The sequence below is a fragment of the Caballeronia sp. LZ019 genome (genome assembly GCF_031450825.1).
Taxonomy (GTDB): Bacteria; Pseudomonadota; Gammaproteobacteria; order Burkholderiales; family Burkholderiaceae; genus Caballeronia.
Genome location: NZ_JARTVZ010000003.1, coordinates 215,409 through 231,503 on the forward strand (window position 1 = coordinate 215,409; position 16,095 = coordinate 231,503).

Below are 16,095 nucleotides of genomic sequence, written 5' to 3' on the forward strand. Positions count from 1 at the left end.
GCCTAGTCTGTTCGAAAACACAGCGCGTCGTCAACCCAGGCGCATGAGTCCGACTCACACGATGCGCCGGCATCCATCCTTCAGCATCATGTCACGAAGGCGGCGAGCGCGGACGTCGTATAGTCGGCTATATTACGAACCTCACGCACTCTCGCGCCGTTCATACAAGAGGAATCCAGGTGAAGTCACGACTCAAGCGCACGATGCTCCCCGCCGCGCTCCTGCTCGCGTTCGGCTTCGCGTCCGCGACGGCGTTTGCCGGCGAAGTCCAGGTCGCGGTCGCCGCCAATTTCACCGCGCCGGTAAAGGCTATCGCCGCCGGCTTCGAGAAGGACACGGGCAACAAAGTCGTCGCATCGTATGGCGCGACCGGCCAGTTCTATGCGCAGATCAACAACGGCGCGCCCTTCGAAGTGTTCCTCGCCGCCGACGACACCACGCCCGCCCGGCTCGAAAGCGAAGGCATGACCGTGCCAGGCAGCCGATTCACCTATGCGACGGGCACGCTCGCGCTCTGGTCCGCGAAGGACGGTTACGTCGACGCTCACGGCGACGTGCTCAGGAAGAACGCGTTCGCCCATCTTGCAATCGCTAACCCGAAAGCCGCGCCATACGGACTCGCCGCGACGCAGGCGCTCGACAAGCTCGGCCTGACGCAAGCGGTGTCGTCGAAGATCGTGGAAGGGCAGAACATCTCGCAGGCGCAGCAGTTCGTCGCGACGGGCAACGCGGAACTCGGCTTCGTCGCGTTGTCGCAAATCTACAAGAACGGCAAGATCACGAGCGGCTCGGCGTGGATCGTCCCGGCTTCGCTGCACGAGCCGATCAGACAGGACGCGGTCATCCTGCAGAAGGGCAAGGACAACGCCGTCGCGAAGCAGTTCGCCGATTATCTGAAAGGCCCGAAGGCCGCGGCGATCATCAAGTCGTACGGCTATCAGCTCTGATTGGAACATGCCGATCGACAACGCCGATCTTCAGGCCATTGCGCTCACGCTCGAACTCGCGTCGCTGACGACGGCGCTCCTGCTCGTCATCGGCATGCCGATCGCGTGGTGGCTGGCGCATACCGGGTCGCGGCTGAAGGGCGTCGTCGGCGCGGTGGTGGCGCTGCCGCTCGTGCTGCCGCCGACCGTCATCGGCTTCTATCTGCTCGTGCTCGCGGGGCCGCACGGCGTCGTCGGCAAGCTCACCGAGGCGGCGGGCATCGGCCTGCTGCCGTTCACGTTCGCGGGGCTCGTCGTCGGCTCGGTGATCTATTCACTGCCCTTCGTCGTGCAGCCGCTGCAGAATGCGTTCGAAGCCATGGGCCGCCGTCCGCTCGAAGCCGCCGCCACCTTGCGCGCCGGTCCGTGGGACACGTTCTTCACGGTCGCGCTGCCGCTTGCCCGGCCGGGCATCGTGACGGCGGCGACGCTCGGATTCGCGCACACGGTCGGCGAATTCGGCGTCGTGCTGATGATCGGCGGAAACATTCCGGGCCGCACGCGCGTGGTTTCCGTGCAGATTTACGACCACGTCGAGGCGCTCGAATACGCGCAGGCCCACTGGCTCGCGGGCGGCATGGTGCTGTTCTCGTTCGCGGTTCTGCTGCTGTTGTATTCGACGCGTCGAAAGGCGGCGATTCATGCGTAGCCGCACGCCCGGGAATGACATCGAAGCGCGCTTCGTCGTCGAACACGGCGGCTTCACGCTCGACCTCGATCTCGCGCTGCCGGGGCGCGGCGTGACTGCGATTTTCGGCCACTCCGGTTCCGGCAAGACGACACTTCTGCGCTGCCTCGCGGGTCTCGCGCGGCCAACGCAAGGACGGCTCGTCGTGGATGGCGAAGTCTGGCTCGATACCGCGCGCCGCATCCTCGTGCCGACGCACAGGCGCCCGCTCGGCTACGTCTTTCAGGAAGCGAGCCTGTTCCCGCACCTGAGCGTCCTGAAAAACCTGCGCTTCGGCCTCGATCGCGTGCCTGCCGCGATGCGGCGCGTCGATCTGGCGCACGCGGCGGAATTGCTCGGCATCACGCATCTGCTCGACCGCATGCCTGCCGGATTGTCGGGCGGCGAGCGGCAGCGCGTGGGTATCGCGCGGGCGCTGCTGACAAGCCCGCGTCTGCTGCTGCTCGACGAACCACTCGCTTCTCTCGATCAGAAGCGCAAGCTCGAAATCCTGCCGTATCTCGAACGCCTGCACGACGAGCTCGATATCCCCATGCTCTACGTCAGCCATGCGCCCGAGGAAGTCGCGCGGCTCGCCGATCATCTCGTGCTGCTCGATGCCGGGCGCGCGCTCGCGAGCGGTCCGATCACCGAAACGCTCGCGCGTCTCGACTTGCCGATGGCCCTCGCCGACGATGCGTCCGTGGTGCTCGAAGGCGTCGTCGCCGGCTACGACGCGCGCTACGGGCTGCTGACGCTCGCGCTGCCGGGCGGCCAGGCGTCGCTGACCGTGCTGCACGCATCGGCCGCGACGGGCCAAACGATGCGCGTCGCAGTCAAGGCGCGCGACGTGAGCCTCGTGACCGGCGAGCGCCGCGAAACGCAAACCAGCGTGCTGAACGTGCTCGCGGCGTCCGTCGTTGCGATCGCGGCGGATACGCATCCGTCGCAGGCCGTCGTGCGGTTGGACATCGACGGCTCGCCGCTGCTCGCGCGCGTCACGCGCTATTCGCTCGACCGGCTGCGCATCGCAGTCGGCATGCGCGTGTGGGCGCAGGTCAAGGCCGTGTCGCTGCTTGCCTGAGCGCAAGGTGCTGCAAGAGCATGATCGTCTTGCCGTCGACGATCTCGCCGCGCCGGATCATCGCCATCGCCTCTTCCAGCGGCAGTTCGAGCACCTCGATTTCCTCGCCCTCATCGGCGATGCCGCCGCCGTCTCCGACGCGCATCGAGCCGTCGTACTCGCCGAGATAGAAGTAGGCGCGTTCGGTGACCGCGCCGGGGCTCATGAACGCCTCGAAGACCTTCTCGACGTGTTCCACGCGATACCCCGTCTCCTCCTCGGCTTCGGCGCGGATGCGCGCTTCCGGCGATGCGTCGTCGAGCAGTCCGGCCGCCGTCTCGATCAACATGCCGTCGTGGCCGTTGACGAACGCGGGCATGCGGAACTGGCGGGTCAGCAGCACTTTGCCTTCGCGCGGGTTGTGCAGAAGGATCGTCGCGCCGTTGCCGCGGTCGTAGGTTTCACGGCTCTGACGCTGCCACACGCCGTCGCGGCGGCGGAAATCGAAGATCACTTTTCGAAGCACGTACCAGTCGTCGGACAGCACGACCGTATCGATGACGCGCACGCGATCCTTCGTCGCAATTTCCTCACTCATTCGGCTCTCCTTTGAGCAGCTTTTCTCGCACAGATTATTACCGGGTAACGGGCCGAAAAAATCATCGGCCTCGCTGTAATTGAGTTTTTGCCACAACTGGCATAGCGTTCAAAAATGCGCCGGACGGGGTCCGCGCGGGAATCGAATGACTTCCTGCCAAGAGGCAACGGCGCACGCAACTTCTGGAGAACGTCGTGATTCGCCTTAAGGCTTTGATAGTGGCGTCGGTGATCGCCACGGCGGGCGTCGCTGTTACCGCTCACGCGGGCGGCCGTGTCGGCGTGTGGTTCGGCGCGCCGCTGTATTACCCGGTCGCGCCCGCGCCGTATTACTACTATCCGCCGCCGCCCGTCGTCGCCGTGCCCGCCGCGCCGACCACTTATGTCGAACAGGGGCAGCCCGTCGCGGCGCCCGCGCAGCCCGCCGGCTCGTGGTACTACTGCGACGGCTCTCGCATGTACTACCCGTATGCGAAGGAATGTCCCGGTGGATGGCGCGAAGTGCCCGCCCAGCCGCCTCCGCCTTCGAACTGAAACCGCAGTCATAGCACAGTCACTTTCATGAACTACCGAAGGCTCGTCATTCTTCTTGCGCTCACCGGGCTGGGCGCATGTACCGTGATGCCGACCGGCCCCAGCGTCATGGCGCTGCCCGGCACCGGCAAGACGTTCGATCAGTTCCGTGCCGACGATGCCTCGTGCAGGCAGTACGCGTACCAGCAAGTCGGCGGCGTCACCGCGGATCAGGCGGCGACGAACAGCGCCGTCGGCAGCGCGGTGGTCGGCACCGCGATCGGCGCGGCGGCGGGCGCGGCGTTCGGCGGCGGATCGGGCGCGGCCATCGGCGCGGGCGCGGGGCTGCTGACGGGCAGCGCGTTCGGCGTCGGTGCGGCGCAGACATCGGGTTATGGCGTGCAGCGTCGCTATGACCACGCGTACCTCCAATGCATGTACGCCGCCGGAGACAAGGTGCCGGTGTACGGCCCGCTGCGCACCGCTCCGCCGAACGGCGCGTCTTACGCGCCGCCGCTGCCGCCGCCGGGCGTTCAGCCGCCTCCGCCGCCGTCGAGCTGAGGCGTCGTCAGCGGCGCGCATCGCTGGCGGGACGCGAACGCGGATGCACCGGGGCGACGAGTCCCGGGGCAACGAGCAGCCCCGTCACCCAGCCGATGTAGAACCGCAGGTCGCTCCAGAACTCCGCGTTTTCATAGACGCGGAACGTTTCGACGTGCGCGATCCACAGTGCAATCTGCAGCAGCCCCGTCAGCAGCAGCCACGTCAGCGCGATCACGCCGGTCGCGCGTGCGCAGCGGCCGAATGTCGAGACGTCCCACTGTTGCCGCACGATCATGCAGCCCGCGAGCAGAATCAGCATCGCGGGGATGAAACTCGTGACGAGCACGCGCGCTTCCCACTGGAACACCAGGCCGCATAGCAAGCCGGCGAGCACCGCGGCAATTACCGTTGGCCACGCGCTCCATGCCGGTCCGCGCGCCGCGAGCCATGCAATCGTGATGACGAACGGCAGCGCCGCCCATTGCAGCGCCTGCGCGACCGCTTTCGCGAGGTTTTCGCCGGCCTGCTGGTTCGAATGGCTCGCCGCGACATACACGGTGATCGCCTCGTGCACGCACACCGCGACGAACGCGAAGCTCAATGCCTCGCACGCGGCAAACGCCGGCGACTTGGCGGGACGTTCGGACTCCGTGTCCGACGCGAGTGCGCGCAAGCGTTCGAGCACCGGATCGACGAAGAATGCGAGGATCGCGCCGATCAGCAGCGCGGCGGCGGCGTCGGTGAGGGAGAAATGTCCGAAAAGCGAGAACACGCCTTGCCATAGAAACTCCGGCGCGGCGGCGCAGACGGCCACCCATAGCGCAAAAAAGAAGCCGTTCGATGCACGTCTGAGCGGCATGGCCACCTCGATGCGAAAGAGGACTCAGCTTCCCTCGGGCAAAGCCGATCTCGCGACGCGCGCGGCGACCGCATCGCGCACGCGATCGAACAGGTCGGCGGGAATATCGAAGCACTCGTAAGCGAGCGCCTGCGCGACGGTCACGACTTTCATTTCCTCGTAGCGTCGCCCGCTGCCGATCATCGCTTCGAACGCGTTTGCGCGCTCGTTGATCTCGATGGGATCGGCGTTCACGAGGAGGACCGCGTGAGCGAGCACGGCATAGCGCGGGGTGTGGGGATCGTCGGACGGCTCAGGCGCGCGCCGCCAGTACTGCGCGGTGCCCGCGATCTTGCGCGCATCGCCGCCCGGACCCCATGCGAGATTGAATCGCCCGTCGCAGAACGAGCCTTCGACGGCCTGATGATGCGTGAGGACGCCGAGCGTGTTCAGCGCATCGGCAAGCGTGCCGCACAGATGCAGATAGACGGGCTCGGCGAGCGCGCCCATCGTCCCGCGCACCGGATAGGCGAGGCTCAGATTGAGGATGCCGGGGCCTTGCGGCACGAGCCCGCCGCCCGACAGGCGCAGCCACACGGGACAGCCGCGCTGCGCGAAGGCCGCGCGGGCATCGGCGAGCGGCGCGTAACGCTGATAACTGCGCGGCACGATGAGCGATACCGGCGCGGTCCACAAGTGCGCGACGGCATGGCCCGCGCTGGCGCGCGCGAGAAGCGCTTCTTCGGCGTCGAGCGGATCGCCGGGAAGCGAAGCGGGGTCGAGCAGTTCGAAGGGCATGGGATGGATGAGTGGCCGCGCCGCCATCGACGCTATGCGCATGGTAACGAAGAACGGCGGCGGCGGCCAAACACGCGCGACGCCCGGACTCAGGCCTCGGCGTGCGCCACATGCTCCTTCAGCAACTGATTCACCTCATTCGCCTTCTCCATCTGGCTCATGTGCCCGGCGTCATCGAAAACCCGCACGGTCGCGTCCTGCGAAACGCTTTGCGCATGCGCCGCCGGAATGATGCGATCCTGCGCGCCCCAGATCACGAGCAGCGGCTTGCCCGCCGATGCCGCCGCTGCCCCGGGCTGCGCGCTCTGCTTTCCGCCCGCGAACAGCGCGCCGCCGAGCGCCGTCAACGCTTCGCTTACGCCGTCGAGCCGCTTGTACCTGAGCAGATCGTCGAGCATCTGACGGCTCACGAGTTGCGGATCGGCGAACAGCAGCTCGACAACCGGCTTCAGCTCGCGACGCGACTGCGCGCTGACGAAGCCATCGGTGTACGCGTTGTTGACTTCATCGCCGAAACCGACGGGCGATATCAGCGCCAGCGACAACGCGCGCTGCGGCGCATCGACGGCAAGCTGCGCCGCAATGCCGCCGCCCAGCGAATGGCCGACGAGATGCGCGGCGTCGATGCTCACCGCATCCATGAAGCGCGCGACGAACGCGGCAAGCTCCGGCAGCGTGGTGCCGGCGAGGCGCGGCGTCGATTGCCCGTGCGCCGGCAGATCGAGCGCGAACACGCGATTGCGCTCCGCCAGTGCGTCGAGATTGAACAGCCAGTTGTCGAGATCGCCCCCGAAGCCGTGGATGAACAGCACCGCCGGTCGCTTCGTGTCTTCGCCGCCGCGCGCCGCGTAGCGCACGCGAATGCCGTTGACATCGACGAAGCGATACGCCGACGCCGCCTCGTCGCCCTCGCCTTCCTCATCGGCGGGAGTGACGTACGAAGCCACGTACGCGTCGATATCCGCGTCGCTCACTTCGGCCGGCGCGAGCACGCCGAGCAGCGCCTTCACCGGCAGCGTATCGCCGGCGGACGCCACGCGACGGCGCAACAAGCCCGCATCCGGCGCTTCGACGGCGTTGGCGATCTTGTCGGTTTCGACGTCGAGAATCGGCATGCCCACGGTAATCTGCGCGCCCTCTTGCACGAGCCACTCGTTCACCGTGCCTTCCTTCATCGACAAGCCCCATTTGGGCATCACGATCGGTGTGATTGCGGACATCAGTGCTTGCCTCCTTTCATCGTCTTGCGCGCGGCGTCCGCAATCTGCGCGGCGCTCGGGATATACAGGTCTTCGAGCGTCGGCGAAAACGGCACCGGCGTATGCGGCGGGGTCACCATCTCGATGGCCGCCTTCAGCGCGCCGAACGCCTGCTGCGCGACTTGCGCGGAAATATCCGTGGCGATGTTGCAGCGGGGATTCGCTTCATCGACGACGACGAGCCGCCCCGTGTTCTCCACCGTCTCGAGCACCGTGTCGATGTCGAGCGGCGACAGCGTGCGCAAATCGACTACCTCGGCTTCGATGCCCTCCTTCGCGAGCGTCGCAGCCGCTTCGAGCGCGCGATGCACCATCAGCCCATACGTGACGATCGACACGTCGCGGCCGTCCCGCGCGATGTTCGCTTCGCCGAACGGAATCGCGTACGAGTTCTCCGGCACTTCGCCTTCGAAGCCGTACAGGTTCTTGTGCTCGCAGAAAATGACGGGATCGTTGTCGCGGATCGCCTGAATCAACAGGCCTTTTGTGTCATACGGCGTTGACGGGCACACGACCTTGAGGCCGGGAATGTGCGTGAAAATCGGCGTCAGCATCTGGCTGTGCTGAGCCGCCGCGCGAAAGCCCGCGCCCACCATCGCGCGGATGACGACCGGCGTTTCGGCGCGGCCGCCGAACATGTAGCGGAACTTGGCGGCCTGATTGAAGATCTGGTCGAAGCACACGCCCATGAAGTCGATGAACATCAGCTCCGCGATGGGACGCATGCCGCACGCCGCCGCGCCGATCGCCGCGCCCACATAGGCGGACTCCGATAGCGGCGTGTCGAGCAGCCGGTCGCCGTGCTTCGCGTACAGCCCCTTCGTCACGCCGAGCACGCCGCCCCACGCGTCCTTCTCGCCGTCAGCGCCTGCACCGCCGACGATGTCCTCGCCCAGCACGATCACGCTAGGATCGCGGGTCATTTCCTGATCGATGGCTTCGTTGATCGCCATCTTCATGCTTAGTTTGCGGGCCATGATGACTGTCTCCTTGTCGTCGGCGGTTCAGTAGCTCACGTAGACATCGGTGAGAAGATCGGCGGCGGTGGGCAGCGGCGCGTCCTTCGCTTCCTGCACCGCGCGGTCGATGAGCGCGGCGACTTCACGGTCGATCGCATCGAGCTCGCCGGGAGAGATCACGTCGGCGTTCGTCACTGCGTGCGCGAACTTCTTGAGGCAGTCCTTGTTCGAGCGGATGTCGTCCAGTTCGCCCGGCGCGCGATACGTCTGCGCATCGCCTTCGAAGTGGCCGTAGAAGCGGATCATCTTGCATTCGAGCAGCGCCGGGCCGCCGCCTTCACGCGCGCGCCGGATCACTTCGCCCGCCGCTTCGTGGACCGCGAAGAAGTCGGTGCCATCCACCGTCACGCCGGGAATGCCGAAGCCCGCCGCGCGATCCACGTAGCTGTCCACGGCGGTGCCGTATTCGCGCGCCGTCGATTCCGCATAGCCGTTGTTCTCGATCACGAAGATTACCGGCAGGTTCCACACCGCCGCGAGATTCATGCTTTCGAGGAAGGTGCCCTGGTTGGACGCGCCATCGCCCGTGAAGGTGATGCCCACTTCGCCCTTGCCGCGAAACTTCGCCGCGAGCGCCGCGCCGCAGATCAAAGGCGCGCCCGCGCCGAGAATGCCGTTCGCGCCCATCATCCCTCTGGAGAGATCCGCGATGTGCATCGAGCCGCCCTTTCCGTTGCACGAACCGCCCTTCTTGCCGTAGATCTCCTTCATCATCGCGACGGGATCGACGCCCTTCGCGATGCAGTGTCCGTGGCCGCGATGCGTGCTCGCGATGCGGTCGCCGTCGTTCAGGTGATGCATGATGCCGACGCCGGCCGCCTCCTCGCCCGCGTACAGATGCACGAAGCCGGGAATGTCGCCGCGCCCGAAATCGACGTGCAGGCGCTCCTCGAAATCGCGGATCGTCCGCATCTTGCGATAGACCGACAGCAGCTCGTCCTTCGACAAGGGCAAGCCGCCCGCATGCTGTTGCGACGCTGTCATTGCTGTCTCCTTTCGACTGGTTGAACAACGGGGGTGCTTCGACGCATGAGCCCGGCGCGCGCCGCGTACCGCATGCACGCGGCGACATCGATGCTTCGGAACGCGTTCTCGCGCAGGGTGATGGACACTTCGTCGCCGGGGCCGAACGCGAGCTCGCGTTCGCCATCGAGCGCGACGATGCCCGCGCGCTGCGTCACGCGATGCGGCACGCCATCGGTCAGGCGCTGCCAGCCTGCGATCGGCACCGGCTCGGTAAGCCCCGGCGCGATGGGCGCGTGCAGAGTGAATTCGCCATCGCCCGGCGCGGCCAGTTCGACGGCGAGACCGCCCGGCTCGTGACGCCCGAGCGGTTCGAGAAGCCCTGCGATCGCCGACATGCCGATGGCCTGCGGGTCGGCGTAGGACACGTACACGGCGGCGAACGTGTCGATCTTCCAGAGCGCCCGCGCGCCGATGAAATGCTCGCGCGAAATGACGGCGTCAACGAGCGCGATGTCGTGGCGCACTTCGCCGTTCCGGTCGCGAATGTCGATGTCGAGCCGCTTGTTCGCCACCAGCGCTTCGCTTGCCGGAATGCGGCCGGTCGCGTAGAGGCCCGCCGCGAGGCCCGAGATGGTCGGTTCTCGCATCTCGGGAAAGGCGTTGTTCGTTCCCGTCGACAAACCCGCGAGCGGCACCGCACCGCATTCGCGAACCACCGCGCGATGCGTGCCGTCGCCGCCCAGCACGATGAGCGCATCGGCGCCGGCGTCGCGCATCATGCGTGCGGCGCAAAAGGTATCGTTGACGCGGGCGGTGACGGGCATGTCGAGGAAGTTGACGCGGGGCAGCGTGGCGTCGGGGCCTTGCCGCCGCGCGAGATGCCGCTGGAGCATGACCTTGAGGCCCTCGCGATCCGGCATCATCACGACGCGCGGCACACCGCATGCCGCAAGCGACGACAGAATGCGCAGCACGATATTCACGCGATCCGCGAGTTGCAGACTGTTCGCGTTCGCGATCACGCGGCGAATATCGCGCGCCGATACGGGATTCGCGATGATGCCGACGAGCGGCGGCCCGGCCTTCGCGCTCTCACGCATGCCTGTGTCTCCTGGGTGTTCTTATGTCGTGGCGCGGATCAAGGCAAGGCGTATGCCAATGCGCCGGAGGCCGTTGCCACGCGGCGAAGCCGGAAAAGGCGGTGCGCTCGCGTGACAGGTGTCACAGCGCAGGTGTATCGCAAAGGTGGACAGGCGTATCGGGCGACGTGTGTTATCGCCCGCTCGCGTCGCGCTGATTCGGTGAACGAATGCCGTAGCGCTCCATCCGCCGATAGAGCGTCATCCGGCTCACGCCGATCTGCCGCGCCACCGCGCTCAGGTTCCAGCTCGCGGCGCGCAGGTACTGCATCAGCAGCATGCCCTCGGGCGGCAGGCGGTGCGCGTCGAAGTCGTCGGCGGCTTGCGGCGCACGCGGATTCGTCGCGGGCGTGGACGCGCCGAAGCCTTCGGGCAAGTCGTCGGCATCGATCGATCCGTGCGAGCACACTGCCCGCGCGTATCGCAGCACATTGCACAGCTCGCGCAGATTCCCCGGCCAGTCGTGCCGATGCAGCCGCTCGCGGGCCGCCGCCGACAACGTGACCGCGCCGTGGGCCGTATCCGCATCGAGAAACTTGCGGATCAGCCAGTCGAGATCGGTTCGCTCCCGCAGCGGCGGCAGCGTGAAGCGCGCGCCGTTGAGCCGGTAATACAGGTCTTCGCGGAAGCGGCCTTCGCGCATCAACGTGTCCAGCGAATGGTGCGTCGCGGAGACCACGCGGACGTTGACGGACACGGGCCGCGACGCGCCGATCGCCAGCACTTCGCCTTCGGCCAGCACACGCAGCAAGCGCGATTGCAATTCGCGCGGCATGTCGCCGATTTCATCGAGAAAAAGCGTGCCGCCATCGGCTTCCTGAATCAGCCCGCGCTTGCCCTTGCCACCCGCGCCGGAGAAACTGTTCGGCAGGTGTCCGAACAATTCGCTCTCGATCAGTGTTTCCGGGATCGCCGCGCAGTTCACGGCGATGAAGGGCCCCGCGCGCCGTGCGCTCGCGCGATGCAGCGCCTTCGCGAAGTATTCCTTGCCGCTGCCGGTTTCGCCATTGACGAGCAGGTTGATCGGGGAATCGACGAGCTTCGCTGCGCGTTCGAGCTGGCGCGTGAGCGTTGCATCGCCGCCCGATAGCGCCGCGAGCGGCGCGGGGAGTTGGGCGGTCGGGCTGGCGCTGTTGCTTGCGCTCGCTGTCGGCGTGAAGCATGGCGCGGGCGGCATCACGCTTATATACAGCAACGCGCCGCTTCTCGTGAGCGGCACCGCGCGTAATTCGCTCGGACGCGAATAGACAAAGCGCCCCAGTTCTTCGATACGCGCATCGAACAGTGTGTCGAAGCGCACGCCGATCAGCGATTGTGCCGGTTCCGTGGGCGATATCGGCCGGTCCAGTTCCGCCGCGAGCATCTCGTGCGCGCGCCGGTTGTGCCCGGCGATGCGCCCCGCTGCATCCAGCGCGATCAGATATTCCGGATCGACATCGACGAATTCGGGCGACGTATGCAGCTTGAGCAACCAGTCCTGCCGATGCGCGCGCAGGAAGTTGGCGTTCTCGATGTGCCTCGCGTAAAGGCGCACGAGGTGCAGCGCAAGGTTCTGGCTGTCGCGCGGCTGCGGCGACGACAGCGCCGAGATGTCGAGGATCGCGGCGAGCGTGCCGCGCGAATCGAAGAGCGGCGCGGCGGTGCAGGTCAGCGGAATATGCGTGGCGTCGAAATGATCGACCTGATGGACGGTCAGCGCCTGGCCCGTCGCGAGCGCGGTGCCGACCGCGCACGTGCCCGCGCCGGTCTCGCTCCACTCCGCGCCGAGATAGAGCCCCGCGCGGCGCAACGCGGCATCGGTATTGGCGTCGCCGATGTAGTTGACCGTGACGCCGAGGGCATCGGTGAGCAGCACGACGTAGCCCATGCCCGCCACCTGCTCGTACAAGGTCTGCAGACCGTGACGCGCGATGCGCGCGAAATCGTCGATGCGCTGTTGATGCTCGCGCAGCCGCGTCTGCGGCAGAATCCGCGCCTCCTGCATCCGCGACGGATCGAGCCCGTACTGATGCACGCAACGCCGCCACGAACTCTGGATGATGCCCTCGTGCGTGCGCGCCGGCGCAAGAACCTGCGCCCGCGTGGTCGCCGCGACGACCGCCTCGATGTGCTCGCGTTGCCGCATGTCCATCGCGCTCTCCTTGAGTGTCTCCTTTCGACGCGCTTTGTGTTTTTCGGATGCGTCGTCATGGCCGCTCGATGTCGGGAAAACACGGGGCCAGCCCGTCCGCGCGCGGCGTCGTTCAGGCCATATGATGCTCGAATCGGCACGAAGCGTCATGCACCGGACTTGCTGCGCTGCGGCACGGCCGTGACGACGATCACGCGATGACACGACAAGGAGACGACCGATGACGAAGATCGCCTATGAAGATTTCGAGCGCCAGGTAGTGCAGCATCACCTCATCAAGGGCAACGTGTACGAGAACGGCGCGGCGCTCGTCGAACGCGCGAACCGGTGGATCGCGGAGCAGCGCATCGACGTGCTGAACGTGGAGAGTCTGTTGACATTCGGCGCCGGCGACGATACCAGTGTCAGCCATTGGTACTCCGGCATTCGCGTCTGGTATCGCACCGAATAGGACGGGCAGCCGGAGAGCGGAAACGCGAAATGCCTAGCCGCGTCCGACGAACGGCATTTTGGTGGCCATCACGGTGTGGAACAGCACGTTCGCTTCGAGCGGCAGATTCGCCATGTAGAGCACCGACTGGCCGACGATCCTGACGTCCATCATCGGCTCGATGGCGATCTCGCCGTTGGCCTGCGGCACGCCGCGTGACATGCGCTCGGACAACTCGGTGAGCGCATTGCCGATGTCGATCTGACCGACCGCGATGTCGTGCTTGCGGCCATCGAGCGAAGCGGACTTCGTCAGGCCGGCGACCGCGTGCTTCGTCGCGGTATAGGCCGCCGAGTTCGGGCGCGGCGCGCTCGCTGAAATCGATCCGTTGTTGATGATGCGCCCGCCCTTCGGCGTCTGCGCGCGCATCGTGCGGAACGCTTGTTGAAGGCAGTAGAACATCCCGTTCAGATTGACGTTGACGACGCCTTGCCATTGCTCCGGCGTCCAGTCTTCGAACGGTCCCGGCGGATTGCTCACGCCCGCGTTGTTGAACAGCAAATCCACGCGGCCGAAGCGCTCGACCGCCGCCGCGAAAAGCCGCTCGACGGATTGCGGATCGGCGACGTCGGTCGGCACGGCGAATCCGCGCTCGCCTGCATCCGCTTCCGCAACCACCGCTTCGAGCGGCGCGGAACGCCGGCCCGCGAGCACGACGGACCAGCCGTCCGCCAGCAGCGCGAGCGCCGCCGCCCGGCCGATGCCGCTACCGGCTCCCGTGACGATTGCGATGCGTGAAGATGTGTTGGTTGCCTCGGGCATGTCTCCGTTCTCCTGTTGGTGTCCGCGCGACTGTGCACGCGGTCGTTATCGCGATCGGGAGAACATTATCGGCGAAATCCCTTGCAACACCGTTTCAGTGACTGCTCGACGCATCCGCCTGAACGGTGCCGGCCGTGTTGCGCAGCGTGCTGCCGTCGCAAAAGACGGCGGTCATCAACATCGGAAGAACTTCATGGACGACGGCCGTGCTGCCCGCCTCACGCACGCGCGCTTCGACCGTGTCCTTCGAGCCGAGCACGACGACGCCGTAAGCGGAATCGTTGATGGGCTGGCCAGCGCCCTGTTTGAACATCGCGTCGCCGTGTTCGTAGCCGAGCACCGCGTAGACGCGAAAGCCATAGGCGGTGAGGTCGCTGCCGTGCGTCGGCTTGAAGGCGTTGACCGAGTTGGCTTCGACGCGCATCGGCGTGGCGTCGATGTATTGCTCGTCGCGCAGCGGCGCGATGAACCGGTGTGCGCTCGACCGGCAGTCGAGCTGGCTTTCGAGCGGGTAAGCGCGGCAAACGCTCGGGATCGCACTACCGAGACCGCCAGCCACGGCAGCCAGCGCGATGAACCTTGCAAGAGGAACGTTTTTCATGGCAGCGGCAACATACGGTTGTCAGGTTTCGGTCGTCAGAGAGGCGGTCATCGACCGGCTCGTAGGCAAAGCACCGCGCACGATGCAATTCGCGAGCCAGCCGCATGCTTGCGCCGGGTGATGAGCCGCTTCGGCACGTTGCGCGGTTCGCCATGTGCGACGGGCACCGTCATTCCTACAAACCGCGTGTCGGCAGGCAAGGCCTTGCTCGGCGGTCCAGCCCCGAAGTGGTTATATTGAGCGATCCATTCAGACAGGATCGACCATGCCCACGCTTTCCGATTTCCCGATCACGCGCAAATGGCCCGCGCAGCATCCCGATCGCATCCAGTTGTATTCGCTGCCGACGCCCAACGGCGTGAAGGCGTCGATCATGCTGGAAGAGACCGGCTTGCCCTACGAGCCGCATCTCGTGCGCTTCGATCAGAACGATCAGACGTCGCCTGAGTTTCTATCGCTCAATCCGAACAACAAGATTCCGGCGCTCATCGATCCGAACGGGCCCGGCGGCGAACCGCTCGGGCTTTTCGAATCGGGCGCGATATTGATCTACCTCGCGGATAAGAGCGGTCAGTTTCTGCCACGCGATCCGGCGCGCCGGTACGAAGCGATTCAGTGGCTGATGTTCCAAATGGGCGGCATCGGCCCGATGTTCGGGCAACTCGGGTTCTTCCACAAGTTCGCGGGCAAGGACTACGAGGACAAACGCCCGCGCGATCGCTACGTCGCGGAATCGAAACGTCTGCTCGGCGTACTCGACGGACGCCTCGGCGGGCGCGAGTGGATCATGGGCGATGAATACGGAATCGCGGACATCGCGGTGTTTCCGTGGGTGCGCAATCTCGTCGGGTTTTATGAAGCGCGCGAGTTGGTCGAGTTCGATCAGTTTGCAAACGTCAAGCGGGTGCTCGATGCGTTCGTCGCGCGCCCGGCCGTGCAGCGTGGGCTGGAGATTCCTCAGCGGGTTTGACGCTGCCAAGGGGTGCGTCTTCGCGATGCCTGATTCATTTCGCATGCGAGCTGAAATGCGTTCTGCTTCAAGGCGTTGCGGTCGCGATGCTCAGGATATCCACATGCTTGTCCAAGATTTCTGTGGACAACGATGCGTTGAAGCTCGCTTCCGCGCGCCGCTTTTCGGCCGGCGCGCCTGGCGCGCCCGAAAGGTTCACAATGTGCGAACGCGCGCGTAAATCGCACGGCGGGTGAAACGCGTTTCGCATCAACGTGTTGGCCCGGCGATGCTCAGGATATCCACATGCTTGTCCAAGATTTCTGTGGACAACGCGATGCCCGAGCGACCTCACAAGCGATGCGGTAACGGACACCGACGCCATGATCGCCCTTCCCTCTTCTCGTCTATCGGCTGCCTTCACGCTGCTCGCGATCGGCGTTTGCGCGCATGCGGAATGTCCGGGCTATGTCGAAACCGATGCCGGCAGTGCGTTCGACATCGCCGCGATCATCAAGGACAGCGGTTCGCCGCAAACGGCGCTCGACAAGGTGCGCGGCGCCGTATCGAAGATCAACGCGGGCGGCGGATGCGCGATCTTCGCAAACAAGCGCGCGTGCGAAGAGACGCTGGCGCTCGCGCGAAAAGCGATCGTCGCGTTGCAGGCGTGCTCGTCGACGGCCTCGCCCAAGGGCGCTGCACGCGGGTGAGCGTTGTCGCGCGCAAAAAAAAGCGTGCCGCCCCGAAGGACGGCACGCTGTTCGATGCGTCAGA

18 protein-coding genes are annotated in these 16,095 nt (G+C 65.9%); 8 read left to right on the top strand and 10 right to left on the bottom strand.

The window, feature by feature from the left end; translation table 11 throughout:
* The first annotated feature begins 203 nt into the window (after positions 1-203).
* Genes modA through modC form a run of 3 tightly spaced genes read left to right on the top strand, consistent with a single transcriptional unit; the run spans position 204 to position 2,737 of the window.
* Positions 204-947 carry a molybdate ABC transporter substrate-binding protein gene (gene modA, locus P9255_RS09480; RefSeq protein ID WP_309768260.1) on the top strand — a complete coding sequence of 248 codons (744 nt, stop codon included), beginning with the start codon at positions 204-206 and terminating at the stop codon, positions 945-947.
* A gap of 7 nt (positions 948-954) precedes the next feature.
* Entirely contained in the window at positions 955-1,635 is a 681-nt protein-coding gene (gene modB, locus P9255_RS09485; protein WP_309768176.1) for a molybdate ABC transporter permease subunit, read from the top strand.
* Positions 1,628-2,737, top strand: a complete 1,110-nt coding sequence (gene modC, locus P9255_RS09490) for a molybdenum ABC transporter ATP-binding protein (protein WP_309768174.1) — start codon at positions 1,628-1,630, stop codon at positions 2,735-2,737. Before modB ends, modC begins: the two co-directional genes overlap by 8 nt.
* Here the strand turns inward: modC and P9255_RS09495 are convergent.
* Positions 2,712-3,314 carry an NUDIX domain-containing protein gene (locus tag P9255_RS09495; RefSeq protein WP_309789410.1) on the bottom strand — a complete coding sequence of 201 codons (603 nt, stop codon included), beginning with the start codon at positions 3,312-3,314 and terminating at the stop codon, positions 2,712-2,714. The two genes, modC and P9255_RS09495, sit on opposite strands and share 26 nt — an antisense overlap.
* Positions 3,315-3,508: 194 nt before the next feature.
* Between P9255_RS09495 and P9255_RS09500 the strand changes: the two genes are divergently transcribed.
* Both P9255_RS09500 and P9255_RS09505 read left to right on the top strand, forming a co-directional pair.
* Positions 3,509-3,847: a hypothetical protein gene (locus P9255_RS09500; RefSeq protein WP_404980301.1), complete on the top strand. Its 339-nt coding sequence runs from the start codon at positions 3,509-3,511 to the stop codon at positions 3,845-3,847.
* 27 nt (positions 3,848-3,874) lie between these two features.
* Positions 3,875-4,387, top strand: a complete 513-nt coding sequence (locus P9255_RS09505; RefSeq protein WP_309768170.1) for a glycine zipper family protein — start codon at positions 3,875-3,877, stop codon at positions 4,385-4,387.
* A 7-nt stretch (positions 4,388-4,394) separates the two neighbouring features.
* On the opposite strand, the gene P9255_RS09510 is transcribed toward P9255_RS09505, so the two are convergent.
* The 7 genes from P9255_RS09510 to P9255_RS09540 all read right to left on the bottom strand — a co-directional run bounded on the left by P9255_RS09510 (position 4,395) and on the right by P9255_RS09540 (position 12,519).
* Positions 4,395-5,228: a hypothetical protein gene (locus P9255_RS09510; RefSeq protein ID WP_309768167.1), complete on the bottom strand. Its 834-nt coding sequence runs from the start codon at positions 5,226-5,228 to the stop codon at positions 4,395-4,397.
* 24 nt (positions 5,229-5,252) lie between these two features.
* Positions 5,253-6,005, bottom strand: a complete 753-nt coding sequence (locus tag P9255_RS09515) for a lipoyl protein ligase domain-containing protein (RefSeq protein WP_309768166.1) — start codon at positions 6,003-6,005, stop codon at positions 5,253-5,255.
* An 89-nt stretch (positions 6,006-6,094) separates the two neighbouring features.
* Entirely contained in the window at positions 6,095-7,225 is a 1,131-nt protein-coding gene (locus tag P9255_RS09520; protein WP_309789412.1) for an acetoin dehydrogenase dihydrolipoyllysine-residue acetyltransferase subunit, read from the bottom strand.
* Entirely contained in the window at positions 7,225-8,241 is a 1,017-nt protein-coding gene (locus P9255_RS09525) for an alpha-ketoacid dehydrogenase subunit beta (protein WP_309768162.1), read from the bottom strand. The genes P9255_RS09520 and P9255_RS09525 overlap by 1 nt, the downstream gene beginning before the upstream one ends.
* A 27-nt stretch (positions 8,242-8,268) precedes the next feature.
* A complete protein-coding gene (locus P9255_RS09530; protein ID WP_309768160.1) occupies positions 8,269-9,267 on the bottom strand; it encodes a thiamine pyrophosphate-dependent dehydrogenase E1 component subunit alpha in 999 nt (332 codons plus the stop codon).
* Complete coding sequence (locus tag P9255_RS09535; protein ID WP_309789413.1) at positions 9,264-10,349, bottom strand: NAD(+)/NADH kinase; 1,086 nt, start codon at positions 10,347-10,349, stop codon at positions 9,264-9,266. Before P9255_RS09535 ends, P9255_RS09530 begins: the two co-directional genes overlap by 4 nt.
* Positions 10,350-10,521: 172 nt before the next feature.
* The gene (locus P9255_RS09540) at positions 10,522-12,519 is read right to left on the bottom strand and encodes a sigma-54-dependent Fis family transcriptional regulator (RefSeq protein WP_309789415.1); all 1,998 of its coding nucleotides are present in this window, start codon (positions 12,517-12,519) and stop codon (positions 10,522-10,524) included.
* Positions 12,520-12,739: 220 nt separating this feature from the next.
* Between P9255_RS09540 and P9255_RS09545 the strand changes: the two genes are divergently transcribed.
* Complete coding sequence (locus P9255_RS09545; RefSeq protein ID WP_309789417.1) at positions 12,740-12,970, top strand: hypothetical protein; 231 nt, start codon at positions 12,740-12,742, stop codon at positions 12,968-12,970.
* 33 nt (positions 12,971-13,003) lie between these two features.
* On the opposite strand, the gene P9255_RS09550 is transcribed toward P9255_RS09545, so the two are convergent.
* Positions 13,004-13,771 (bottom strand): SDR family oxidoreductase, encoded by a 768-nt coding sequence (locus P9255_RS09550; protein ID WP_309768153.1) that lies wholly within the window; start codon positions 13,769-13,771, stop codon positions 13,004-13,006.
* Positions 13,772-13,865: 94 nt separating this feature from the next.
* Complete coding sequence (locus tag P9255_RS09555) at positions 13,866-14,372, bottom strand: hypothetical protein (RefSeq protein WP_309768150.1); 507 nt, start codon at positions 14,370-14,372, stop codon at positions 13,866-13,868.
* Positions 14,373-14,637: 265 nt separating this feature from the next.
* Here P9255_RS09555 and P9255_RS09560 point away from each other — a divergent pair, with 265 nt between their 5' ends.
* Both P9255_RS09560 and P9255_RS09565 read left to right on the top strand, forming a co-directional pair.
* Positions 14,638-15,342, top strand: a complete 705-nt coding sequence (locus tag P9255_RS09560; RefSeq protein WP_309768148.1) for a glutathione S-transferase N-terminal domain-containing protein — start codon at positions 14,638-14,640, stop codon at positions 15,340-15,342.
* A gap of 362 nt (positions 15,343-15,704) precedes the next feature.
* On the top strand, positions 15,705-16,031 hold the full coding sequence (locus tag P9255_RS09565) for a hypothetical protein (protein ID WP_309768147.1): 327 nt from the start codon (positions 15,705-15,707) through the stop codon (positions 16,029-16,031).
* The last annotated feature ends 64 nt before the right edge of the window (positions 16,032-16,095 follow it).